Here is a 23,135-nt window from a genome sequence, read left to right as displayed (position 1 = left end):
TACTTAAATAGCCAGCAGAGGCCTGACAAGACCTTAGCTTTGCTATACCTTTTTTGAGCTATCCTTTTTCACCACCACCATTCATTTTGGGGCTTGACTTTTAATAGTTAATCTTTCTTTGTCGCTTCTCGAATCTGCATCCCGTAGGGACACTCATCGCAGTCTTGAAATAGCACTCCATGCCGATCCTGCGCCGTAACGGTGAAAGACGGCTCCCCGCAGTTCTTGATTCTCCGTCCGTTTTGCCGTTTTTCTTCCCGATCTGGGGTCACGACAGCACGGCAACCATAGAACACCCCGGAACTGCCGCCCCAATTACTGATGGTGCGGTTATAGGCGGAGAGGATGCAACGGGCTTCTCTGGTGAGTTTCGCCTTCCCGGTGCAAATGTCCACAAAGGACAGAACCGCATCCTTGTCCATCCCTGCGGGGGAAACCAGAACACCGGAATTGTCCCCGCCACGGTTGGTAATGCCGCTGTTATACTTGGCCTTGATGCAGCGGGCGTGATCGGTCAGCTTGGGATTACCATTGCAAAGGTCAACGAAATACAGACCGGTCTTTCCTCCCCAGCCACCAGACTGTGCAGCCATTGTTACGCTGATGCCTGCCGGGTCGTAAACGCGCTGCCCCTGCATACCGCCTATGAGTTGGATAAGAGTTTTGCCACTGCCTGCGGGGACAGGAAATATTTGGGGTCTGCGTCCGGCTCCAGGATGTCGGCAAGCGACAATGAACACTCGCTCTCGATTTTGAGGGGGGCCGAAATATTTTGTATTGAGCAGTCCGTATTCGATATGATAGCCGAGTGAGGCCAGCGTATCGAGAACGGTCGCAAAGTCCCATCCTCCATGAATGGATAAGAGATTCTTAACATTTTCAAGGACAATCCATGTGGGTCGATTTTCAGGACTTTGGCCTTTGATAAGCCCAGCAAGTGTAAAAAAGAGTCCACTTCTTGCTCCGTCAAGCCCTCGCTGGCGGCCAGCGACCGAAATATCCTGACACGGAAATCCTGCTGCCCACAGGTCTGCTCTGGGGAGATCTGCGGGGGCAACTTTTGTGATGTCGGCTGCATACCATTCATCCTCCTTTACATCGTGAATGGCTCTGTAACTGCGGTCGGCATACTTATCAATCTCACAATGCCCCACACAGCGCATTCCGCATAGTTCAAAGCCCTTGCGGAAACCGCCGATGCCTGCGAAGAAATCCAGAAATGTCATCTGCTCCATCGGCAGCCTCACAGTTCTGCCGTCATATCCTCGTCAAGCCCATTCTGCTCGATCTCATCCATGTAATCAGTTTTTTCCTGTTCGTCCTCAAGCTCCATCAGCTTCACAAAGACGGCGTTTACAACGCACGGATCAACCTCCGTGACATATCGGGTGGTCGGGTCAACCTGATGCGCTTCCCTCGGCTCTTTTGTGTCGGGGAAGTCCGTTTTGCCTGCCCGGTCAAGCACGGCCTGATCGAACCGTGCGTCCCAGTCGGAAAACTGGATGGTGCGGGACAGCACATACATCGCCCGTTCTATTCCATAACAGCGCACCAATTCTTCGATAAAGGCATCCAGTTCACGGGTATTAAAGGCAGTCATGGCCTTATCCTGAATGAAGTTGCGGCAGGACATATTGATGTTGTAGCTGTCACACCAGAGAGCCGCTTCATCCCTTCGGGCGGCTTCCTCCAGCGAGGGGTAGTAGACTGGAATGGTTGCGTACATCACTCAAGCCCCCATTCATCCCCGTAGCGATACGGGTAAATTTTCTGCCCGCGCAAAAATCGGACCAAGTTCTGCACCTGATCCACCACGGACAAATTGCTCTGGTCTTTGGTCGTCATCATCACAGAGCCAAAGATACCGGCCAGAGCCAGGATAACGGTGGTTGTCACATTCCCGGTAAAGAGCCAGGCCAGCGCCGCTATGCCGCCCATCACCAGGGACCCCACAATGGATTGAAAAAGCTGTTTTTTCCCAAAGCCAGTAAACAGTTCGGCCTCCGGCTTCACGCCCAGAGGGATGTAGAGTTTCAAATCTTCGTCCATTTGCACCTCCTGTCAGGAATAGTAGTACAGAATCAGATCTTTGATTTGCCAGATGGATTCTGCGATGATGTAGAAGATCACTGTGTTACGGGCGCGCTTTTTATACTGCGCCGCCTGTTCCTCGGCTGCGGTCAAGCGCACCAGGCAGTAGACGAAACGGGCTACCGCACCAACGCGCACAAGCAGGATGATGGCATTTGAAATATCGTCCATTGTCACCATCAGCCATCACCTCACTTTCCCATGCCCTTGACCATCTGCACCAGCCGTACAGAATGGTATGCGTTGTTGACAATGGCGCCGCCGCCACCGCCACCGGTCGTAATGAGGAAGTCCTGAAGGAACTTCGGTGTCCGCACCGCAAGAATCATACAGGCCACGCCCCAGAAAATGTGCATATTCATCATCAGGCCAACCCCCAATTTCGCAAGAGAAACCTGAATTACCACAGAGAGCGCAGACTGGAAGAACTTACTCATGTAGGGCTTGAACACGCCTTTGTCATTGTCAATCAGACCTACGCAGGCCAACGGAATACCTACTCGCAAAATCAGGATTTCAAGCCCGCGCATCAGGAATTGGAAATATAGGATGAAATAGACGATGACAAATACCAAGCCAAAGATGGCTGTCACAAGCCCCATTGATGAAATGCCGGATACCCAGCCTGCCCAATCGTAAGCGGTGGCAAGGCCGATGGCCTCCAGCATTTTATTGCTCATTTCTTCTACAATCGTGGCAAGCCAGTCATACATGGTGGGAAAGCAGATTGCCACAGCCATAGCCTTGAAAAAGTTTGTGAGAATGGCAATAGGCTCCTCGTCGGCGTCCCCGTCTGACCACAGAACATAGGTTTCAAAGCCTTTTTTCAGGAACTTCAGCACAATCAGGGACACGCCAAAGCCGAATACAATGTCGAACAAGGACTGAAACAAATCGACCCCGGCCAAAGTGGACATATACTGCTCTGCGTACAGGGTAAGAGGGATAATCCCTTCCATCAGCCCATCAATATAGGCGATTGCTCCATTCAGCAGGGCCACGATCAGCAGCACTAAGATATATTCCAATCAGCAACCACCTCCTTTCTGGGGGCGGCGCTCGGCCGCCCCCAATAGGGATTGGAATATGGCGGGCAATCAGGACACGGCAGCTTCTTCGTTCTGTACGGCGGCCTCATACGCTTCCAGTACAGCGGCGGAGAGCTTTGCCCGCAGTTCCTTCGTCATGGGGAAGCAATGCTCCACCCACTCGCCCTTGACATTCCGGCGGCTGGGCAGGGACACAAACAGCCCCTTTTCGCCCTCGACGACCCGCACATTCTTCACCAGAAAGCAGTCATCCAGGACCACGCTGCACACCGCCCGCAGCTTGTCGGGACCGGTAAAAGTCTTTTTGATTTCCGCTTTGAACTCCATTGAAAAACCTCCTGTCAAAAATTAGGGCGGGGCCGATGGCCCCGCCGCTGTTTGTTCCAATCAGCCGCCGTAGTTGAACATATCCTTGATGCGCTGGGTGATGGTGGGCAGCACGGTGTCGTCCACGATCAGGTACAGACCGGCCAGGATCAGGGCGCCCAGGACAATGGAGATCAGCACAGTAATCGCCACATCCAGCGTACCCTGACCGGTGCGGTCGGTCAGCGCCTCCGCCGTGCGGTCAGCCAGCTCACGGGCCTTCTGCTTGGCAGTCCAGATAGAAGTCATAGCCTTAACCTGAGTGTTGCGGATGAAGTTAGCCATAGTTTTTTCCTCCTGTTAATAAAATGATTTATTTAGTAAGGCGCGGAAATCGCCTGTACTACGGAATGTATCCCGGCTTACTGGTAGTAGCCGAGAATCAGGTTCAGGGTGGCGGAACCGAGTACGGCGCCAATGCAGGACACCACCGCCACCACAATGCGGTTGTTCCACTTTTTCTGATCCATCTCGTCAGCCATGCCGCGCCGGATGCAGAAATAGATGATAAGCAGACCGGCTACCACCGGCGCCAGCACCATCAGCCAGGTTGTCACATCACCGACCAGTTTCTCGGTTCCCTTGACAATCTGACTGTCCTGCACACCAGCGGCATAAGCCGGTGCGGACATAAAAAAAGAGGCGGTAAGTGTGGCAATACCAACACCCACCGCCCGGACAGTTTGTTTCAGCCTGCCCGCCGTCTGGTTGATTTTCTCTTTCATTCAAAACCTCCTATGAGTTAATCATCATCAAGGCCACCGCCCATAGCGCCCTTTTGCTGCGAAAGGCGGCGCATGATGTCCTTCTGGTAGTAAATCCAGATGTTCCACAATGCGATTTCTTGCTTCGTGTCGGTGATGATTGGCCGTTTCTGTTCCCGTTCTTCCCGCAGCCTGCGGTTATGCTCCATATCTCCCAACCCCAACATCTTGTTGAACATCCACTGAGAAAGGTCGGGCGCATACATCATAGCGGGGTGGTCGCGGCTGGTGATGATTTGATGGGGACGCTTGACTCGCCGGACCTCATCCGTATTGAGCAACTTTCTCTCGGTCAGGCTGACGCTCTGGGAGTTAGACGGGGTTGTGTATTTTCCGTTGCTGGCCGAAAGCTGGTAACTGGATGTGGTATAGCTGCCGAGTTTATCGGACATCTCCCGCAGCGTTTCCGGGTCATCGCTTTGCAGGTACGCCCAAACCTGACAGTTGCCCTTGATCGTGTTGGCGATATTGTCGCTGTACTTTTCTTTCAGTTGGTCAAAGCCCTGCACAAACAGGGCATATCGCATCCCACGGCCAGCCGCCACGGTCAGCTTGTTTGTCATGTCGCTGATGGGAGTAAAGTTGCCATACTCGTCAAGGATGAAGTTGACACGGCGTTCCAAACGCCCGCCGCGCCTGTCTGCCGCCTCCGCCAGAAGCTCATATTGCTGCGACACAATGAGAGAAGCAATGGGATAAAAGGTGGTTTTCTCGTCGGGCAGGATTACAAACAACGCCTGCTTTTTACTGCCCATATCTGCAAGGGTAAAATCGCTGGTATGGGTGATAGCGTAGATGGACTTCGAGGTGAACAGCCGCAAGGTGGTCAGGGCAGAGGTGTAGAAGCTGCCTCTGGTACGGGACGGCGCCACATCGGAAATGGACAGAAGCGCCCGTGCCGGGTGGGATGGAGAGAGCTTCTTGACATACTCCAACAGCGGCATCTTATTTCCGATGGTACGGCACATTTCCGAAATGAACCAATACACATTGGTCATGTTCTGAAATTCCGGTCGTTTTTGGTTGTCGCACACCACGCAAAGAATGGCAGCCGCTATGATGGAACATTCACCGTTTGTCCAAATCTTTTCGCCCTCCGGCTTACCAACCAGATTGTTCGTCAAGTCCCAGGCCAGCATTTCTGCACGGTCGGTGTCTCCCTCACTGATGGCGTCAATGATGGGCTGGAGCAGATTGTAGCGCATACTCTTTTCGGGGTTCTTGAAGTCCAGCACCAAAACCTCATAACCCAACTTTTTCAGGAAATCAGCGGTGTAGTGGAACAATTCGGCTTTGGGGTCGGAGCAGAAGATGGATTCTCCGGCGAGTCCCAAAAGACAGATACTTTCCAGAACCAGACATCTTGACTTTCCTGAACGTGTCGCGCCGACACAGAGCAGGTGGCAGTCATCACCGACAAAATAGATTTTTTCTTTATCGCCCTCCTTTCGCATACCTACCACCACGCCGCCTTTTTTCAGCGGAGTACCCGTTCCCAAAGGCTCCAGCTTGGGAATACCTTTGGGATGAAGGTTCAACTTCAATTTATCGCCTCCTTATTTTTCTTTGAGAAAGTCCAAACCATCGTATCCGGTTTCTAAGAGCTGCCGGATCGTCGGGTCGTGCGGGTCAAGAATGTAGCTGTCAAATGCTTTGTCTTTCTCGGAATCGGTCATCCACCGGGCTGAACCATGCTGGTATTGGCCCACGGCTCTGGGTGTCTGAATTTCCGGGGTGATCGTGTCCAGGTCTGATTCATACGGCCTCATGTTGGTCAGGAAGAACATAACCGCCAACACACTTACAAACCCTTGCAGACACAGATACAACATCATGTGCTGGCGGTTGGAAAATAGGCTGGCAAGGCAGTCCCCGATGGGGAGAAGTGAAAGCCGGGTGATCTCTCTTGTCAGCAGACCGTGAACCGCTGTTGAGAAAAACAGGTTGAGAATCGCGCCGGAAACGAAGATCAGCGCACAAACCATCAATTTAGGCTTTGTTTTCATAATTCCATATCATCCTCAACAGCGAAATCATCCAGAAACGCTTCGTTATCCTGATCCTCGGTCAGCTTGATTTCCTGCGGCTCCGTTTTGCCCATCTGCATGGGAATCAGAACCGGCAGCAGATGATCTTGTAAAAAATCAAAATCTACGCATTGGTCAGTGAACATACCAACGGTATTCAGAAACGGGGTATCCAGCGGGGTACAGATCATCAGGTCGCCGCGCTCTTTCCCCATCTTCACAATAAAAGAGGCAAGATTGACCGGATCGGGGTCCAGGCAGAACGCTTCATGCAGACCGCCCTCCGCAGGGGCATACCCGATTAGAAAAGGATAGCCGCAAGCAGTATGGTTTTGCTTGGCTGCGCTTATAAGTTCAGGGGTGACAAACTTGGTGAGTTCTTCGGCAGCCTCATTCCTGACCGGCTTATCCAGAAGCCATTCTTTCAAGCTTTCCGGCTTGACGATGCCACAGAAGTCATGTCGTTCCCAATGAATGTATTTGCCGGTCAACAGGCTTTCCGCATACACGGCCTGACCTCTGGCTCCATAAATACATCCAAAACCGTTACGGGCATACCAGATGGAGTCGTCGGCAGTCATGTCCTTGCCCTTGCTGCTCACCCCAGGCTTGAGAACCAAAAATTGATTTTCGTAGTTGTACTGGCTACTGTCGGGGATGCAGTCATTTATGTCCAGAGGGCGATCCGACTGGCGGATCATTTTCTGATTCTTCACCATATCATCGGATACATAGAGAATCGGGAGTTGTAAAAAAGTAGCCAGGCCAATTTCGTCCTTCATTCCCTGAGAGATGGTGTCGCCCATTACCCAGAGTTCATCGCAGCGCTCCAGCAGTTCGTGACCCATTCGTAAGCCCTGTTCCCGCTGCTCCGGCACTGCGTCATTCAGATATTGCGTGAAAATCGTATGCGGCGCCAAGGGAATCACGCCGCAGGATGCTGCATAAGCACAGTAGTCCTTTGCCTTTTCCATGTTCTTTTCCATATCTCCCCGCAATGGGGAAGAAATATAGACCAGCCTCAAAGTAACACCTACCTTTCCAAATTAAGCCCATCCACCCAGCAGATGGATGGTGCAAAAGTCGATGAAAACTGCCCACCGGCGACGGAACATAGCCCGCAAACCTCTGAGTTTCAAATTTCCAGATCTTCCTCGTCCTCTAAATCACAGGTGCTTTCCACATCGGAACCGTAATCTGTGAACGGCAAAATATGTTCTGTGCCGTTCTCAACATTTTCCTCGGATTCATACAGCCCCATATCGGCAAATTCATTGTCGGAAACAAGCGTGCCGTCAACGGTACGGAACATCAGCGGCATATAGTTACTGTCCTCGTAATACAGAAACTCATTGGTCGCATACGCCAGTTTTGCAATATCGCCGCCGTGAAAAATGAAATACGGAATAGTTCGTTCCCCGCTGATTGCCGGATATTTTTTGAGTTCATCAAAAAACTCTTGAAGCTCTGGACAGACATAATGAACGGTCAGCTTACCGGTTTCATTGCGGGAAATGCGTCCGATCACATCTTTCAACGCATGATCGGCAGTCAGTTGGTAGCCAGCCCAGGCAACGGCTGTAATTTGGAACGGCGAAACTGCGCCGTCCGTTTCCTTATAAACCTGCGTGTTATCAAAGTCGTACCGGAGCCATTGACACTCCATATCATCATCCGCCTCTTGGCGCGGCGAAATGTCTGCTTCGATGATGAAGTGACTTCCTTCCAGGTCGAAATCCAGGATTTTCATTGTAAACTCCTATCTTTCCAAGTCCAGCCCGTCTAGCTCATAGTCTGAAACAGGCGGTTCAAAGGCCGTATCATAGGTCACATCATCAAGCTGCCGGATTGCGTCCAGACGAGCCGCCGCCTGCGGATCAGTAACAAGTTCCTGTTCCAGCAGGGTGTCCGCAACGATGGCGTTGGAAACCGGGTCGGTAAAACAAAGGTTCTCACCGTCCTGTGCAGCCTGTTCCATCACAGATTCCGGCAGGATTTCTTCGGCAAGGGCCTTCGGCACTTCCAGCCCGCGCTTCTTTGTGCCGACGATCTCGTAAATGCCCACGGCGATCTCCCCGCAGGTGATGATATTTCCCCAAATATCAGGATTCGGGCGTCCATCACGCATACTTTGTCCCTCCATCTTCCTCATAAGGCATATAGGCTATGACGGTGAGATAATCCGTACCCAGGCGCCGCAAAAGAGCATCCTGATGTTCCATGACCTGATCGACGATATGCTCCGGGCAGTATTTCATCAGGTCAGCTACATATTGCCCCACATCCAAGCCAATAGGATGCGCCAGGTATTCTTCGTCCGTCATGCCCTCAAGCTGCTGGTTCAGCCCGTATTTATACATCAGGAAACGGGCGATAGCGATGGTCTGATTTCTCTTGCTGCTCATTCTTGCTATCCTCCAATCTCCATTTCTTCCTGCTGGCCGAACTCCATATCAAAGTCAAACTCCATTTCCTGCTCCCGCAGCTCCGGGATAATGTCCTCGATTTTGTCAAGAATCCGTTCCACAGATTCACGGGCCTCGTTGGAAACATCCTGATCGAGTATGCTCATCTTAACCAAGCCCGCATGAAGGACCCGGAGTTCTTCTTCGGTGAACAGCGCACGTTCATCCACCAAACCGCTCCGTTTGGCGAAATCCTGTCCTGCAAATTCCTTGTTGTAAAAAATCTGGCGGGCCATCATTTCGCCGGAATCCGGGGCGGTGCGGTAGGTGGAGAACACATAGCCAAACAGATGATGCTCCTTGCAGGCGAGAGTCACGCCATTGTATTCTGCCAGCTTATAAGAGCCATTGGGAAGTTTCTCATTGGCGTCAGTATAAGGACAGTCGCGGCAGATACCCGCTTTGTTCGCCGTGTCCTGGGCCGTATCGTTGATAAGGCGAATGAGTTTGTCCTTGACTGTGACAAAGGGGTTCTGGATCACCGTATCGGCTTTGGAGAAATAGGCCACAAGCTGGTTCTTGAAATAAATATCAGCGATGTAATCGGAAGATTGGGACCGCTTCACATCAAAGCCGCGCCGGGCAAGCTGTTCAAAGAACAGCCTGTAAAAATCGGTTTTATTTCGCAATCGGTTTCCTCCTTTCCTGATAACCTTTTCGCTTCATTACATCTTTGAGAACTTCAACGAAAGCAAAAATGCGCTCTGCCGCCGCCTGATTTTTGGGGTAAACCGCAGGCAGCGGAGGGCGCCGCTGTTTTTTCAGATCGTACCATAGACAGCCGCCGTCCCTTCGTTCAGGGAACATACAGGACGGGACAGAGGTGCGCAGGGTATAAGGGCAGTTATGGCAGGGGTGTCCTTTGGGGTATTCATATTGGTGAACCGTCAAAGGGGCAATGCCATACGAACCGCTCGGAATCGACACCGGCACACCATTTTGCTTATAGGAAGTGTTCGCTTCTATCATCCTTTCTCCTTTCTGGAACCGGGTGGCCGGTCACTTTTTTGCTTTTCAAAAAATCTTCTGAAAATAGAAAAAGCAGCCCCGCAGGACTGCTTTCTGTATGGCAATATCAATTTTTTCAAGGGACTTTTCTTCCAAAGTCACAACTTTTTCAAGGGACTTTTTCCGGCAGACAGTAGATTTTCATTGAGTTTCATCTGGTGTTCGATGTCAATACTCCGCACTGAGCAGGAAATCCGCTATGTGCATTGTCTTGATTCCCTCATAGTTCCCACCGGCAAATTCGTCTGTTGTGAGAACAAATTTGGGGTAATTATCCGGTATTTCAAGCAGGCGGCTATATTCTCTCTTTTCTGTCTTTTCCGAGTTGATCTCCTGCGTCACCTGAACATAGATTTTTTCGTTTTGTCTGACTGCTACAAAATCAATCTCGCTATCTCCGGTTTTCCCCACATTGACAGTATATCCCCGTCGGCAGAGTTCCAAATATACGATATTTTCAAGGCTGGAAGCAACGCTGTCTGCGTTATAGCCGAGAACACTGTATCGCAAGGCAACATCGGCCAGATAGAATTTTTCCTGCGTTTTCAGGATTTCCTTCCCCTGCAAATCATATCTGGAACAGCGGTGAAGCAGATATGCCTTTTCCAGCTTTTCCAAATAGCTGTAAACCGTTTCGTTGTCGAGGGATCGCCGTTCTGCTTTCAGGTAATCTGCAATGGACTTGGCGGAAAAGGTGTTGCCGACATTATTGAATGTGTATTTTACGACACGCTCCAACTGGTCGATCTTCCGAACCTGATTTCGCTTTACAATATCCGAGAAGATCGTGGAATTGTATATATCCCGGACAATCGTGTAGATTTCATCCTGAGAATACGCCTGCAAATGCGTTGCCGGAAATCCTCCCAGGCGAACATAATTGGCAAGTTCTGATTTCGGCTCCCCAACATTGGCGAATTTGCTTTTGAACATCAGATATTCGCCAAAAGACAGGGTAAAAATGCGGAAGGAAATGTATCGGCCAGTAAGATAGGTCGCTATTTCAGAGGACATCATTCTGGAGTTGGAGCCTGTAATATACAAGTCAACATCAAAATCGGATGCCAGCGAGTTTACGACCTTTTCCCAGCCTTTGATTTCCTGAACCTCGTCCAGAAACAGATAGGTCCTTCCTGTGGAGGAAAGCTGATCCTTCAATAGCGTGTAGATCTGCTTTGCCGTCATATCCTCATATTCCATAGAATCAAAACGACAGCTTATAATGCGATCTTCCGGGATGTTTCGTTCCGTTTTCAGCCTTTCCATAATCATTTTCAGTATGGTAGATTTTCCGCAGCGGCGCACCCCTGTAAGGATTTTAACAAAAGGAGTATCTACATAGGCCATAATCTTATCCACATATAACGGTCTTTCAATCATCGTGACCACCTCCATTCGCTATTATTATACCGCAAAACGCACAGGTGGTCAATCAGTTTTGCGGTTTATAATCGCAAAACTTTTCGACAATACATTTATTTGCGGATTGCTATGGTTCCACCCCCTTGTCCTTATGCCGCAGATACCACTCTTTTCGGGCCGCCTTTGACAGTTCGGTACTCATGGCCTTTTGCCGGTCGTCGTATTCCATGTCAAAACTCATAGCAGCCTGCTCCAGCGCTATTAGAATTTCGCAAATCATCTGTTCGGTGAAGTAGGCTTTCCGGGCCTCTGTATATTCAAAAGACTGGACCTCACGGTCTTTGCACAGCATGGTGCGGATCATATCGAGAATTTTATTGGCGATCAGCTTATCGGCCTCTGCCACAGCCTTTTCCTGCTGTTCTTTGATGTGGGTCGGGTCGGTGTCATAGAGCATGGCAAGGCGGGTTTTGCTCTCCACATAGTCCTGAACCAGATTGCGGATGTACTCGTTGTTTTCTTTCAGGAAGGCAACAAAGGCATCCACTTCGACCTTCACATCCTCTGGCAGCAATTTGTAATACAGCCGTCCCTTTTTCGGCATTTTCTCCTTCAGCGCGAACAGGCGTGAGAGAAAGGGGGCAATCTTCATTGCACCAACAACGCTGTCCAAAGGGGAAGTCCCCAGTTCATCATCCGTGATTCGCCCAAACGCTTCACGTAGGCGGCGATATTCCTGCGGGTGAAGCTGTTCCATATACTTCTCAAACTCGTCGATCATTTCGTCTGTGATGGCCGACAGGTGTTCCTTGGCCTGCTGTTTGTCCTCGCAATATGCCTTGATGCGCTCGGCAAAGGTATCCCGAATGAGCTGCTTACGGATTTTATCCGGGATGCTTGGGTGGACAAAAGGGACCATTGTTCGCTGATGTTTATTCCAGAACACCACATGGATGTGAGGATGACCTTTTTCGTTATGGTGGGCGGCCACCCATTGCAAATCCTGCACCCTGATTCCATTGAACTTTGCAAGGGTCAAAATGTGGCGGTCAATATAGTCCTCCCACGCTTTGTGATCGGACAGCCCCAATTCGGCAGCCGTTTCCGGCGAAAAGGAAATAATTCCCCGATACATATTGACACGGCGATAGGACAGCTCCCGAACTAGGCGGGCGGCTTCCTGCCAAGTGTCAAACTCTTTGACCGCCCCCGACTCCAGTTTGCCAAACAGCCCGTGGCGCATCCCCTCATTCTTCACGGCACCGGGACGAGTTGCAATGTAACCAATATGTGCATAGTTGCCTTTTGGAGTTTTCTTATAATTGGGGTGCCGGTGGCGCTGCTTATAAATCAGAATCGACACGGGACCCTCCTTGTACGGCATAGATGGCTTTCTGCATTTCCTCGTCATCCATGAAAGTACGCAACGCATCCGCGTTTTTCTGATTGGCAAATGCCAATGCCCGCTTTCGGGCCGCCGACTCAATTTTTTCAAAAGACGAATAGCGATCTTGGTCAATAAGGTCTGCGATAATGGCAATGTTGGCATAATAGCCCGCAGCCGATATGATCGTCAGGCGGTTTATCAGTCCGGCCAACCGATTTCCCAGGGCTTTGAGCTGCCCGCTGAGTTCCTGCCGGATGACCCCGTTTATCATGTCAATATTTTCGGCGGTGGTTTCCAAATCCAGATATTCGTCAATCGCCCTGCGCACTTCTTTGGAAAAGTCCGTCCCGTTCCTGGCCGCCAGCTTATTGAGCGCCCGAATGGTATCCTCCGGCAGATGGAGCGTCTTGCGCTCTGTTTTTATGGGCGATTCCTTCAAATCAATCCTCCCTTCCAGCAGAAAAGGCGCCGGTTCATCCGGCGCTCTGACAAAATGCTTTTCACATTCTAACCATTCTAACCATTCTAACGCAGAGGATGGTTAGAATCGGTGGGTAGAACGGATACAAAGTGCGGTATGACAAAAATCACACCAGAATCAAAAAATCATACTCTTTGAAATCCTCAAAACCCCGTTGAAAGCACGGCTTTCAAGCTGTCAGCCCGCCGTCAGGTATGACGGCTATTCCTGCCTTAACCGAGAACCGCAGGGCGTGGCCTGCGGATTCCGGTTGCGGGGCGCCCCCGCAGGGGGGGCGGGCAGATACAGATGAAAAGAAAAGTGCGGGCTGTCACAGTTCAAAGTCATCTTCCAGATCTTCTTGGGCGGGCGCCCACTCGGTAAAAATCTCCGCCATGATTTCGTCCTTTGTTCCTCGGACAGAGCAGCCCTCATTGGCGAAGTCCTCCAGATTGGAGAGCCGTTCAGGGATACGGTAGAACGCAAACTGCCGTCCCGGTGTCTGAATGAACAGCCGCATTTCATACCCGTCCTTCGGGTTCATTGCGTCCATCAGTTCATCCAGGGTTCCAACCCGTTCGCGGGCTTCGTGCAGGATGGAGTGCAGCATATCTTTGGGAATCTCCGCAGACCAGAGAGAGTAATCGTCTTTCCCATGACAGGTAATAGTCTGGACTTTTGCAAAGGCGATCCGGTCGATCTTCTCCAGCGCAGAGTTCAAAATGGCCTCGGCCTCCGGCGGATGGTGGCCGCAGAGTTCCATATCCACCACAGTTCCCACGGCCTCCGCTTCTTGCTCGGTCAGAACGATGTCCACTTTTTTCTGTTCATAGGTATTTCCACGGCCATTGAGCATCAGGGAACATTCGGCAGCAATGCGGAACATCCTGTAATAGTCGTCCGCAGTTTCTCCCAATGTCTTGCCGGTAGCAAAGTTTTGAAAATAGCGCTTGCCGACTTTGTCGCGGCAGGCCAGGGAAATGTCCAGATAGATACCTTCGCTGGCCCCAAAATTGGGAATACAGAGCGCCTGGTCAAATTCAGGCAGCTCGCCCGTCAGTTCATCGGAGAACAGGAAATACTCATCCGGGAGCAGACCTTTCAGTTCCAGGTGCGTTTGCAGTCTGTCAAAGGTTTCTTTTGCGTCGGCCATGCCGATGTGCCGGACACGCCGCTTTTCATCCGGCTCACTCCAGCGATCCAATTCAAAGGTTTTGATTTTTGTCAATTTTACACCTCCATACCTTGTTCCGGTTCTTCCTCGGCGCTCTGTTCAAATGCGGTTTCCAGCTCCGCCATGCGCTGACGGTCTAAATCCTCCACAGAACGCCCCTTCCGCATTTCCACCAGGTCGGTGTTAAAGTCATTCAAATGCGGCACATGAACCGCGCAGGCATATCCCTTTTCGGTGTATGCCTTCATCCATTTTGCCGCTGTAAGCTGCCCCCAATTTCGCAGTTGCCCATTCTTGTCACGGGCCAGATAGTCATTGTCCACTGCAAACACCAGCCGCTTGATCTGCGGATGGGCTTCCAGATAACGGTCAATGGCTCCATTCCAAAGGCAGCCGGTAGAGATACGGTGATCTTGCATCCAGTCACGCCCATAAAAGTCAGCGGCAATAGAAGCATGGCTCATCAGGTCGATGGGCGCCTCGGTGACAATCAGCAGATCGGTTTTGCCCTCGTGGAAGAAGGGGTAGCTTTTATCAGAGCCGGTCGCATCCATTTTGAAGGAGCTGTTATCTCTGGCCGCCCGCATGGAGCAGTACCGGGCGGTTCCTTCCGCATCGTAGCCTACAAACACGCAGTTGCCATACTTCTTTTCCTGATAAATCATCTTCCGATTCATAAAGTGGCTTACGATTTTAGGGCTGATACCTCGGACAGAAACCAGATACCAATAGGCCCGCTTCATGTTGTCTGCCTTTTCGGGTAGCACCAGCGGCTCCCGTTCTTTTTTCTCATAGGGAACCACCTGCTTTACGGATGGAGAGAACTCCTTGCCGATCAGCTTGCCCACCGCTTCGGGGAAGGACAGGTTTTCTTCCCGCATGACAAAATCAATGGCGCCGCCTTTGACTCCATCATCAGGACCCGTCCATTGGAAAAAGCGATTGTTTTCGGGGAAGATGTAAAGCCCGCCGCTGTGCTTCATGTGGACAGCTTTGCGGCCTGCCTTTTCCGGCTCATATCCATAGCCACGGGCCAGGGACAGAATATCCACGCTGTTTGCTTTCCGAATCTCATCCTCGGTAAATTTCTGATACGCAGCGGCGCTTCTGCTCATATCACATCACCTCACAATTCCAAATCAGGCTCCTGTTCTTCGCTGCTCTCAATCACAGGCTCCTGAGTCATATCCTGATGAAAATGGTCAACGCCCGGAATAAGCGCCAGCGAAGAACCATTCTCCCAATGGCAATGAATTTGCCCCAGATCGTCAACGGAATCTACGATGCCGGTCAGTCCCGCAGGCATTTCACGGTAGGGATCTTCCATCTTTTCATCCAGAACAACCTTGGTTCCAGGCTGGTAGTTCTGCCGGATGAGCTTTGCCTGCTCGTACTGATATTCCGGCGATCTGGTGGGCGCTTTCTTTTCTCCCGGTTGGATCGGGATGCCCTCTGCATCGTAACAGGCAGGATCGGCAGCAGGAACATTCCAGCCAAACATGGAACCGGCCAACATAGCTGCCGCCTGTGCCTTTGAAATGCCCTCATGGGCATTGAAGTAATTTGCCAGAACCTTGTTATACTCACGGTCGCTGGTGGAGTAGGCACAGGGATAGTAGCCCTTTTCGCCGCGCCTGACCTCTATGAGCTGCCCGGAACCGGGAAGAACTGCATAGCAATGTTCCGGCAGAGCAGAAGAATTAAAGTTCTTCGCCATAGTCAGCCTCCACTTCATACTCCGCAGAGTCCGCCGCTTCGACCTCATAGAACTCATTCAGGTCAAATCCGGCTTTTCCGATTTCCTCGTTGCTCATGCCGAGTTCATCTCTCAAATGGCGGTATAAGTCCCATCCGGCATAGTTCTGTGCCGCCCATGACAGCGCCTTATCCAGAATCAAACGGGTGCGATCTTCGCCCAGGCTCTCCAGAGAACCATTGCGGATGGCATTGAACTCATGGTCGGACAGGTTCAGCAGCCGATATGCTTTCTCAAACTGCGGCTCCTTTGCACAGTCCGGGAGCATCAGATTTTCCGTCTGCTCCACAAAGCCATAGTCCAGATTGCTATACTGAACATCACCGGCACGACAGGCCGCCCGGAACTGTTCAAAGCCCTTCATATTGCTGAAGCCCCGGTAGTCCATTGTGCCGCCGAGGATTTGGGCGCCAATGATGGTATGCAGCATTTCTTCATCCGTAGTGGCGGCCACGATTCGCATGGAACTTCGCTCCTTGCTCAAGGTGCAGCCATACAGGATGAAAACATTCACTGTGTTATCCAGGCTCACAGTCTAATCCCTCCGTTTCTTCCTGCAATCGCTCCAAATACTCGTCGATGTCCAGTTCCTCATACTGAAATTGGAGCGATTCAACGATTGCCGGGTTGCAATCCTCCGGCAGATGCTCCTTTACAGCATCCTGAACATCCCGGATTTCCCCCAGGAATCCCCAGCAGCTATCCACCTCCACATCTTCCTTGAAAAGCTGGAATCCATAGCACTGGTTGGTCAGGTAGTAATCGTACTCCTTGACTTCGGCTTCCAGGGTTTGACGAACCTTCTCCAATATTTCAGGGGTGATTTTCCCGTGTTCCTGCTCGATCATCGCTTTATCTGCGTAGATCCAGCCAACCTGACCGGAATCCCACGGGCAAGAAAAGCCGCAGGTGTTCATGGTGATCCCGCTGTGATCGTACAGGTAAAGCGGAAGAATCACCATGCCATCCATTTGTTCTACCAGCGAAAACAGTTCGCCGGTGGTGAGGGCAGAAAGGCAATCATCCAAAAACCAGTCCGGGACTTCATCTTTCAACGAGGCCGCATAGCTGGAGGACACATACCAATCGCTGTCTGAACTCCAGTGCTGATTCTCCCGCAATTCCCACTCCCGCGTGGAGCGGTTGTATTCCAGGCGGGCATCCTTTGCCTTGCCGGATTTGAGGAACGCGAAAACCGGATTGTTACGGTTGTGGCCGCTGGAGTATTCAGAAAACAGCAGGCTTCGCAGGAAATCGCTTGGCTCGTCATAATCGTGCTTCTCGCCCAGGCTGTATCTGCTGTGCCAGCAGACCATTTTCCCCAGGCAGTCGTGATCCTCACGAGGGTTCATAGGGGTATCATCATCCAGGATGAAAAGAGTGTAGGGCGCCATTGTCGCTGTCATCGGCATATCGTTTCACCTCCTTCCAGACAGGTCGGTTTGCTTAGTTGGCGCCGTGGCGGTTGCGATACCAGCCAAAATAGAAAAGGCCGCCAATCATGGCGGCGGCAGCGGATACGCTCAAAATTGCTTTTTTCATATTGGCTCCTTTCAAAAACCAGATTTACAGTTCCATCTCCTGTTCTTCCTCACAGTCCAGCACAGGGGTGTCCGGCGGGGATGCCCCGTGTTCTTCAAACTGCTGTCGGGTCTGAATCGCAGCGGACAGTTTGGAAAGCAGGTCAAACATTTTGGTGCTGTCCCGGCTGCCTTTGAAGTAACGATAGTGCCATTCTCCGTTTTGGGGTTCATACCGGATGCTGTGAAGCGAATTGATGATCCAGCCCTGTGTTTTGAGAGGAACAGGAATTTCATGCTCCCGAAAGAGCTGCATAATGAGAGATTTACCGTTGATCTCCCGGTTTATCACCTCCTTTCCCGCCATAATATCTCCTTCGGCCTCACGAATGGCGGAATCGTAACGGGCCTGTCGTTCTTGTGCCAACTGTTGTTCACGGACTTCTTGCTGCGCCCGCCTTTCATCAGCTTGCCGCTGCCGTTCCGCAGCAATGGGGGCATTGTGGGCTTTTGCTTCTTCATACCGTCCAAGCAGATTTGCAAATCCCAGATCAGCCCACCGGTCCGGGGCTTCCATACTCTGATTGAAAACCCTCTCGATCTCACCCCGGATGCCATGCTCCAGCGTGGGCAGCCATTTCAGAACTTCTTCAAGCCGGTGCCGCTGGTCAATGCCCACCATAAACCCGTCACATGGAATATAAACCGTTTGGAAGAACTCCCGTTTCTTCTCCATTGTGTAGAGTTCAATGCCATTTTCGTTGTAGAAGCGGTAGTAGTAGTGCTTGTTGCCCATCAGGTCTTTGGCAAAAACCCGGTTCTCGTCTTTTTCCTTTGGCGGAAAGATGTCCTTTTTCTTTTCATCCGGTCGGGTATAGCGGGGAGAAAGACCGGTGCGCTCCAAACTGTCTGCAATCAGCTTTTGGACTTTTTCAATACCGCCATGCTTCTCAACGAAACCGGCCAAGTCCTCCGCCTGCTGGAGAGAACAGAATTGCAGTCCGGTTTTTCCCTCATAAACGGAGCCTCTATGCTGAAACAGGTCCAGGCCAAACTCATTGCGGACCGGCTTTGTTTCTTGGGCTGGCAAAAAAGCACCTTCTCGAAAGAGATAGCCGACAGCCGAATGTTTCTCGCCCATATATCACCACCTCACATCACTGCTCCAGCTCATGCTCGTTGTCATCGTCCAGGCGCAGAGCAAGGAACTCTTTGATACAGTGTTCCGCCGCCTCGTCAGTGGGGTACAGCAGTTCCACCGTCAGGTCGTCCAGGTTCTGATCTTCCAGACGGGGGTAGCCCGACAGTGTGTTTTTGATATACGCCGTGAGAAGATCATGGGGGCTGAATGCCTCCAGCAGCATGATCTTATACTTCGGCAGAAGCGCAGGAAGGAACTCTTTCAGAATCCCAATCTTCCTCGCCATCAGATCGTTGTCCGTTTTCATCCAAAATCACCTCGCTTTCCTGTAATGACTCAAACTCCAACTTGGTATTGATTTCTGTGAGTTGGGCAACCTTTTCCGACAACTCATCCTCATAAATAAACGGCTGTCCAACCTGTTGTTGAGCAACCGCCAGTTGTTTTTGCACTTCCTCTAACTCACGCTGGGCCTCTTTAAGATAGCCGGGAATCCGTTCGGCAAGGTGTTCAATGCGGGTGATAGCACCTAAAGCGGAAGTTCCAACCTCCGTTGTGTAGTGGTGGTTATATCTCAAAACCAATCGTGAAACATACCCAACCGACAGATACAACGGGAAACTGCGATAAGCACCAATCTCAAATTCTTCCGAATCGTCCTTTGCGCCTTCCTTTATCATGCGATAGAGCAGCCCGAAGGCTTCTCCGGCCTCTGACCGTTCTGTATAGCGTTTGCCATCCAGGACAATCGAAAAGTCGCTGCCGGCCGATTGGTTCAGCAGTTTAATATCCTCACCGATCTGGTCGATTTCCTTTTCATACCGCTTTATCTGCCCAGGATAAATAGTGCTGATTTTGCGCTCCAAAGAAAGCTGCTCGTTACTCCACGCACCCCGCAGGATTTTCAATTCCGTGACCCGGTTTTCCAGTTCCATCTTCTGTGCAACCATCGGATTATCGGTAGCCGCCGCCTTGAACTGGGCGGCAGACAGAACGGTTTCATCCACATCCTCACAAGAGCGGGCGATGTGTTTCCCGGTAAGAATCTGCGTGATATACCGCAATTTCTGCTCCTGAATCTGCCAGAGATACGCATCAAATGTCCCTTTTGCCACGAATTGCTTTATCATAATTTCCGGGTTTTCGTTGCCCTGCCGTACCCCACGCCCATTTCGCTGTGTAATGTCAGAGGGTTTCCACGGACAGTCCAGATGGTCAATGGAGATTACCTTATTCTGAACATTCACGCCGGTTCCCAGCTTGCTGGTGCTGCCGATCAGGATACGGACTTTTCCTTGACGGGTACGCTCAAACAGCTCCTGCCGCTGTGCTTCAGAAGTGGCGTCGTGAACAAAGGCTATCTCCGATTCCGGCACACCCTTTGCCAGCAGCACATTTCTTATTTCATCATATACATTGAATTTCCCGGCTTTGGGAGTGCCAACATCACAAAAGACAAGCTGCGTGGAAGCAGAGGCGGCGGTGTCCTTCCAAACCTGATAAACATCCTCAATGCAGACACTCAACTTGCTTCCTGTACCATCCGCATCCGGTCGAATCAGGCGCGGGTCAATCGCCATCAGGCGAGCCTCACCGGTCAGCTTCAGCATATTATCTTCTTCCGGTTTCACTCGGCCGGTTCGGATTGCTTCTGCCCGCATGATAAAATCGGCCATAATTGCCTGCTGTGCGGGGGTAGCTTCCACCGAAACAATCTCCGCTTTACCAGTGCGAACAGCCGGGAGTCCGGGAATATCCAACATATCCGCTGTTTTGATGTCAGCGACCTCACGAAAGACCGCCATCAGTTCAGGGAGATTGTAGAAGCGGACGAAGCGATCACGCATCCGATAGCCGCCGCCCTCCGGCTTCAATTCCAGCACAGAGGTTCGTTTGGCAAAATGAGCGATCCAGGTGTCGAAGTAGGACCAGCCAAAGCGTTCCAACTCCTGCGGCTGCAAATACCGCTGCATGACGAACAGTTCGGAAATCGAGTTGCTGATTGGCGTTCCAGTCGCAAATACTACGCCGCGCCCCTGATTTGTTTCCTGCAAATACTGACATTTGAGCAGCATATCAAAGGCGCGTTGACTGCTTGAGGTTGTAATACCAGCCACATTTCGCAGCTTTGTAAAGACAAAGCAGTTTTTGAAAAAGTGCGCCTCGTCCACCATCATCATATCTACGCCCAGCTGCTCAAAGGTCAGCAGATCGTCTTTCTTTTCCTCGGCAGACAGCTTTTTCAGCCGTTCATCCAGATTCTTGCGGAAAATGACCATCTGCTTGACGGACCAATTTTCGCCGTTTTCGCTTTTGATCTCATAGATAGCATTTTCAATATCGTTGATCTGCCGTTCCAACATAGCGATTTGCCGCTCTGTGGAGATTGGGATTTTCTCAAACTGGCTATGTGCCAAAATTACGGCGTCATATTCTCCAGTGGCGATCTTGGAAATGTAGCGGTTGCGGTTTTTAGGGGTAAAATCCTCTGCGGTGGATACCAAAAGGTTTGCGTTGGGGAAAAAGCGGTAGAACTCTGTTGCCCACTGGCCTACCAGGGGATTGGGAACCACAAACACAGCCTTGTGGATCGCTCCCAGGTTCTTGAGGTACATCCCGGCGGCAATTAAAGCAGCGGTCTTTCCGGCGCCTACCTCATGTGCGGCAAGCCCCGTCCCGGTATAGATGACACGGGCAGCAAAATCAAGCTGGTGCTTCCGCAGCTTCATCTCCGTGTTCATGCCGGGAAATACGAGATGGCTCCCATCAAACTCACGGGGGCGAACTGTGTTGAAGGTTTCATTGTAGATACGCAGAAGCCTATCCCGGCGCTCCGGTTCTTTCCAAACCCAGGACGCAAATGCTTCCTGAATCTGTTGCTGCTTGGCACGGGCAATCATGGTTTCCTGTGCGTTGACTACATATTTAACCGACTTGTTGCCCTTTTCATTGATGTATTCCTGCCGGTCACGGACAGTAGTGGACTGCATATTAAGGCAATCCTCAAAAATCTCATAAGCATTTTTCCGCTTGGTTCCGAAAGTCTGGTTGACCATTACGGAATCCGGTTCCGCATTTTTATTGGTGACACGCCAGGTCGTGGTATAGGAGAAATACTCAATGTCAATGCGGTGCCGGTTGTCGCCGCCCTCGATGACCTTTTCATATCCGCTGGTCTGGAAGGTTTCATACATGAATTGGCGGTAATACTCAATGGGAACCCAGATGGCACCCATATTCACTTCGATGTCGGCAGGAGTCAGCGGCTCCGGCTGTACTTCCTCCAAAGCCTCTACATTCCGGGCAAAGAGTTCCGGTTCTTCCGCTGCCTTCTGACGTGCGTAGAGCAGTTTATCCCGCACATGACCACTGAGATATTCTTCTGCAAGTTCCCATCCTTCCAGCGGATTACCGTAGTATTTCTGGGGATTGAGATAGATGCGAGTATCCAGCTCTTGCACCAACTCCTGTGGGGCTTTTCCTGTCAGGAAGGACATATAGGGCAGATCCACCCGCAGCTTGTGATTCAGGCAGATTTGAAGGGCGTCCTCGGCGGTGTCTGCATGGTTGACCTGACGGAAAGGACGAATGGTGGCTTTGGTGAAGATCGCTGATTTATCCCAACCGGTCTTGTCTTTCCGCTCATCCTCGATAGAGCGCAGCAAGGGGAATTGGTCATCATCAGAAAAAGCGAGGATGTTTCCTTTGCTGTTGATGGCTCCATACTTTGCAACGAAGCGGTCATATACCTGATTGAGTGTGTCCTGTACTTTCTGGAGATCAACCGGGTCATACTCATGGGACTGGATGTTGATAACCTCCAGCAGCGCAGTACGGATTTCGCACAATCCCTTGATTCTTTCGGCCTTCATGCCAGTGTAAGGCTGCGGGATCAGCTTATCTTTTTCACAGAAGAAGATCTCGCCATTCCGCACAACATAGGTGAAGTTTTTGGTTCCGGCCGGAGCGTCCTCATACTCTGTATTGCTTTCTTCCGGTTCGTCTGCCTCAATTTCTTCATCTGGCTCTGCTGTGAAACGGGCGTACAGGGAGTCAACCGCTTGGGTAAGATGCTGGTTCAGGTCAAAATCTTCCGGGGCAATACAGGCCGTCCCATCTTCGTTGCCGTACATATTCCGGCTGCTCACCATCTCGCCCATGAGCATTTCGGGATTGTCTTTGAAATAGCGGTTATAGGCGATCCATTTACTGCGGTCCAGGTCAGTTTCAATCCAGGACGGAAGATTCGTGCGGTCAAGTTCTATGGGATGCGCTCTCTTTTTCAAGAAAACAACATCCGCTGTTACATCGGTTCCCGCCAAAGCCTTGAACGCTGTGTTGGGTAGGCGAATAGCACCGATGAACTCTGCCCGCCGCGCGATATATTCTCGAAGGCTCTCGTCCTTGCGATCCATAATTCCTTTGCTGGTGATAAAGGCAATGATGCCGCCCGGTTTTGCAAGGTCCAGGGACTTGATGAAGAAATAGTCATGGATGTACGGGTTCAGGTCATTGTAGCGCCGGTCATAGATTTTCACGGAGTTGAACGGGATATTGCCCAGAAT

General features: G+C 51.1%; 27 protein-coding genes. All 27 read right to left on the bottom strand.

The annotated features are described in order from the left end of the window. Window positions 1-107: 107 nt before the first annotated feature. Entirely contained in the window at window positions 108-1,235 is a 1,128-nt protein-coding gene (gene dcm, locus B5G42_RS15505; protein WP_242961250.1) for a DNA cytosine methyltransferase, read from the bottom strand. Between the two features lie 8 nt (window positions 1,236-1,243). Further along, a complete protein-coding gene (locus tag B5G42_RS15500) occupies window positions 1,244-1,726 on the bottom strand; it encodes a DUF3849 domain-containing protein (RefSeq protein WP_087272236.1) in 483 nt (160 codons plus the stop codon). Further along, the gene (locus B5G42_RS15495; RefSeq protein WP_087272233.1) at window positions 1,726-2,049 is read right to left on the bottom strand and encodes a hypothetical protein; all 324 of its coding nucleotides are present in this window, start codon (window positions 2,047-2,049) and stop codon (window positions 1,726-1,728) included. Before B5G42_RS15495 ends, B5G42_RS15500 begins: the two co-directional genes overlap by 1 nt. A gap of 12 nt (window positions 2,050-2,061) precedes the next feature. Next, window positions 2,062-2,271, bottom strand: a complete 210-nt coding sequence (locus B5G42_RS15490) for a hypothetical protein (RefSeq protein WP_025544402.1) — start codon at window positions 2,269-2,271, stop codon at window positions 2,062-2,064. A gap of 11 nt (window positions 2,272-2,282) precedes the next feature. Then, the gene (locus tag B5G42_RS15485) at window positions 2,283-3,119 is read right to left on the bottom strand and encodes a conjugal transfer protein TrbL family protein (RefSeq protein WP_025544403.1); all 837 of its coding nucleotides are present in this window, start codon (window positions 3,117-3,119) and stop codon (window positions 2,283-2,285) included. A 69-nt stretch (window positions 3,120-3,188) separates the two neighbouring features. Continuing rightward, window positions 3,189-3,467, bottom strand: coding sequence for a SpoVG family protein (locus tag B5G42_RS15480; protein WP_055180693.1), 279 nt, complete (start codon window positions 3,465-3,467; stop codon window positions 3,189-3,191). A 60-nt stretch (window positions 3,468-3,527) separates the two neighbouring features. Next, window positions 3,528-3,791 (bottom strand): DUF6133 family protein, encoded by a 264-nt coding sequence (locus tag B5G42_RS15475; RefSeq protein ID WP_025544405.1) that lies wholly within the window; start codon window positions 3,789-3,791, stop codon window positions 3,528-3,530. Between the two features lie 77 nt (window positions 3,792-3,868). After that, window positions 3,869-4,231: an Mbov_0395 family pilin-like conjugal transfer protein gene (locus B5G42_RS15470; protein WP_025544406.1), complete on the bottom strand. Its 363-nt coding sequence runs from the start codon at window positions 4,229-4,231 to the stop codon at window positions 3,869-3,871. 17 nt (window positions 4,232-4,248) lie between these two features. After that, the gene (locus B5G42_RS15465; protein ID WP_087272229.1) at window positions 4,249-5,814 is read right to left on the bottom strand and encodes a VirD4-like conjugal transfer protein, CD1115 family; all 1,566 of its coding nucleotides are present in this window, start codon (window positions 5,812-5,814) and stop codon (window positions 4,249-4,251) included. Window positions 5,815-5,826: 12 nt separating this feature from the next. Continuing rightward, window positions 5,827-6,276: a TRAG family protein gene (locus B5G42_RS15460; RefSeq protein WP_087182911.1), complete on the bottom strand. Its 450-nt coding sequence runs from the start codon at window positions 6,274-6,276 to the stop codon at window positions 5,827-5,829. Beyond that, window positions 6,273-7,322, bottom strand: a complete 1,050-nt coding sequence (locus tag B5G42_RS15455) for a DUF4406 domain-containing protein (protein ID WP_343286708.1) — start codon at window positions 7,320-7,322, stop codon at window positions 6,273-6,275. The genes B5G42_RS15460 and B5G42_RS15455 overlap by 4 nt, the downstream gene beginning before the upstream one ends. A 110-nt stretch (window positions 7,323-7,432) precedes the next feature. Continuing rightward, window positions 7,433-8,047, bottom strand: a complete 615-nt coding sequence (locus B5G42_RS15450; RefSeq protein ID WP_087272222.1) for a hypothetical protein — start codon at window positions 8,045-8,047, stop codon at window positions 7,433-7,435. Between the two features lie 9 nt (window positions 8,048-8,056). Next, entirely contained in the window at window positions 8,057-8,425 is a 369-nt protein-coding gene (locus B5G42_RS15445) for a hypothetical protein (protein WP_087272220.1), read from the bottom strand. Next, window positions 8,418-8,702, bottom strand: a complete 285-nt coding sequence (locus B5G42_RS15440; RefSeq protein ID WP_087180016.1) for a hypothetical protein — start codon at window positions 8,700-8,702, stop codon at window positions 8,418-8,420. The genes B5G42_RS15445 and B5G42_RS15440 overlap by 8 nt, the downstream gene beginning before the upstream one ends. Window positions 8,703-8,707: 5 nt before the next feature. Then, complete coding sequence (locus B5G42_RS15435) at window positions 8,708-9,391, bottom strand: hypothetical protein (RefSeq protein WP_071434875.1); 684 nt, start codon at window positions 9,389-9,391, stop codon at window positions 8,708-8,710. After that, entirely contained in the window at window positions 9,381-9,731 is a 351-nt protein-coding gene (locus tag B5G42_RS17990; protein WP_058963980.1) for a hypothetical protein, read from the bottom strand. Before B5G42_RS17990 ends, B5G42_RS15435 begins: the two co-directional genes overlap by 11 nt. Window positions 9,732-9,938: 207 nt before the next feature. Next, the gene (locus B5G42_RS15430; RefSeq protein WP_087272218.1) at window positions 9,939-11,150 is read right to left on the bottom strand and encodes an ATP-binding protein; all 1,212 of its coding nucleotides are present in this window, start codon (window positions 11,148-11,150) and stop codon (window positions 9,939-9,941) included. Window positions 11,151-11,259: 109 nt separating this feature from the next. Then, entirely contained in the window at window positions 11,260-12,495 is a 1,236-nt protein-coding gene (mobP3, locus tag B5G42_RS15425; protein WP_242961249.1) for a MobP3 family relaxase, read from the bottom strand. Further along, window positions 12,476-12,958 carry a ribbon-helix-helix domain-containing protein gene (locus B5G42_RS15420; protein ID WP_087272212.1) on the bottom strand — a complete coding sequence of 161 codons (483 nt, stop codon included), beginning with the start codon at window positions 12,956-12,958 and terminating at the stop codon, window positions 12,476-12,478. The genes mobP3 and B5G42_RS15420 overlap by 20 nt, the downstream gene beginning before the upstream one ends. Window positions 12,959-13,310: 352 nt before the next feature. Further along, window positions 13,311-14,207, bottom strand: coding sequence for a hypothetical protein (locus tag B5G42_RS15415; RefSeq protein ID WP_087272208.1), 897 nt, complete (start codon window positions 14,205-14,207; stop codon window positions 13,311-13,313). A 2-nt stretch (window positions 14,208-14,209) separates the two neighbouring features. Continuing rightward, window positions 14,210-15,268: a DUF3991 domain-containing protein gene (locus B5G42_RS15410; RefSeq protein ID WP_087272205.1), complete on the bottom strand. Its 1,059-nt coding sequence runs from the start codon at window positions 15,266-15,268 to the stop codon at window positions 14,210-14,212. Between the two features lie 11 nt (window positions 15,269-15,279). Next, a complete protein-coding gene (locus B5G42_RS18790) occupies window positions 15,280-15,870 on the bottom strand; it encodes a DUF4314 domain-containing protein (RefSeq protein ID WP_058963986.1) in 591 nt (196 codons plus the stop codon). Next, complete coding sequence (locus B5G42_RS15400) at window positions 15,854-16,441, bottom strand: hypothetical protein (protein WP_242961248.1); 588 nt, start codon at window positions 16,439-16,441, stop codon at window positions 15,854-15,856. Before B5G42_RS15400 ends, B5G42_RS18790 begins: the two co-directional genes overlap by 17 nt. Then, window positions 16,428-17,321: a hypothetical protein gene (locus B5G42_RS15395; RefSeq protein WP_087272202.1), complete on the bottom strand. Its 894-nt coding sequence runs from the start codon at window positions 17,319-17,321 to the stop codon at window positions 16,428-16,430. The genes B5G42_RS15400 and B5G42_RS15395 overlap by 14 nt, the downstream gene beginning before the upstream one ends. A 154-nt stretch (window positions 17,322-17,475) precedes the next feature. Then, the gene (locus tag B5G42_RS15390) at window positions 17,476-18,519 is read right to left on the bottom strand and encodes a hypothetical protein (RefSeq protein WP_242961247.1); all 1,044 of its coding nucleotides are present in this window, start codon (window positions 18,517-18,519) and stop codon (window positions 17,476-17,478) included. A gap of 67 nt (window positions 18,520-18,586) precedes the next feature. Continuing rightward, entirely contained in the window at window positions 18,587-18,793 is a 207-nt protein-coding gene (locus tag B5G42_RS15385; protein WP_087180008.1) for a hypothetical protein, read from the bottom strand. A 4-nt stretch (window positions 18,794-18,797) separates the two neighbouring features. Next, window positions 18,798-23,108: an SNF2-related protein gene (locus B5G42_RS15380; protein ID WP_242961246.1), complete on the bottom strand. Its 4,311-nt coding sequence runs from the start codon at window positions 23,106-23,108 to the stop codon at window positions 18,798-18,800. Window positions 23,109-23,135 lie beyond the last annotated feature (27 nt).

The organism is Flavonifractor sp. An91 (genome assembly GCF_002159225.1).
Lineage (GTDB): Bacteria > Bacillota > Clostridia > Oscillospirales > Oscillospiraceae > Flavonifractor > Flavonifractor avicola.
The sequence above is the reverse complement of the archived record's forward strand: the minus strand, read 5'-3'. Positions and strand labels throughout refer to the sequence as shown.

Excerpts from the sequence above, each read along its gene's own strand:
- dcm (WP_242961250.1), bottom strand. The coding sequence starts at position 1,235 with ATGGAGCAGATGACATTTCTGGATTTCTTCGCAGGCATCGGCGGTTTC.
- B5G42_RS15500 (WP_087272236.1), bottom strand. The coding sequence starts at position 1,726 with ATGTACGCAACCATTCCAGTCTACTACCCCTCGCTGGAGGAAGCCGCC.
- B5G42_RS15495 (WP_087272233.1), bottom strand. The coding sequence starts at position 2,049 with ATGGACGAAGATTTGAAACTCTACATCCCTCTGGGCGTGAAGCCGGAG.
- B5G42_RS15490 (WP_025544402.1), bottom strand. The coding sequence starts at position 2,271 with ATGGTGACAATGGACGATATTTCAAATGCCATCATCCTGCTTGTGCGC.
- B5G42_RS15480 (WP_055180693.1), bottom strand. The coding sequence starts at position 3,467 with ATGGAGTTCAAAGCGGAAATCAAAAAGACTTTTACCGGTCCCGACAAG.
- B5G42_RS15475 (WP_025544405.1), bottom strand. The coding sequence starts at position 3,791 with ATGGCTAACTTCATCCGCAACACTCAGGTTAAGGCTATGACTTCTATC.
- B5G42_RS15470 (WP_025544406.1), bottom strand. The coding sequence starts at position 4,231 with ATGAAAGAGAAAATCAACCAGACGGCGGGCAGGCTGAAACAAACTGTC.
- B5G42_RS15460 (WP_087182911.1), bottom strand. The coding sequence starts at position 6,276 with ATGAAAACAAAGCCTAAATTGATGGTTTGTGCGCTGATCTTCGTTTCC.
- B5G42_RS15450 (WP_087272222.1), bottom strand. The coding sequence starts at position 8,047 with ATGAAAATCCTGGATTTCGACCTGGAAGGAAGTCACTTCATCATCGAA.
- B5G42_RS15445 (WP_087272220.1), bottom strand. The coding sequence starts at position 8,425 with ATGCGTGATGGACGCCCGAATCCTGATATTTGGGGAAATATCATCACC.
- B5G42_RS15440 (WP_087180016.1), bottom strand. The coding sequence starts at position 8,702 with ATGAGCAGCAAGAGAAATCAGACCATCGCTATCGCCCGTTTCCTGATG.
- B5G42_RS17990 (WP_058963980.1), bottom strand. The coding sequence starts at position 9,731 with ATGATAGAAGCGAACACTTCCTATAAGCAAAATGGTGTGCCGGTGTCG.
- B5G42_RS15430 (WP_087272218.1), bottom strand. The coding sequence starts at position 11,150 with ATGATTGAAAGACCGTTATATGTGGATAAGATTATGGCCTATGTAGAT.
- B5G42_RS15410 (WP_087272205.1), bottom strand. The coding sequence starts at position 15,268 with ATGAGCAGAAGCGCCGCTGCGTATCAGAAATTTACCGAGGATGAGATT.
- B5G42_RS18790 (WP_058963986.1), bottom strand. The coding sequence starts at position 15,870 with ATGGCGAAGAACTTTAATTCTTCTGCTCTGCCGGAACATTGCTATGCA.
- B5G42_RS15395 (WP_087272202.1), bottom strand. The coding sequence starts at position 17,321 with ATGCCGATGACAGCGACAATGGCGCCCTACACTCTTTTCATCCTGGAT.
- B5G42_RS15385 (WP_087180008.1), bottom strand. The coding sequence starts at position 18,793 with ATGCTGCTGGAGGCATTCAGCCCCCATGATCTTCTCACGGCGTATATC.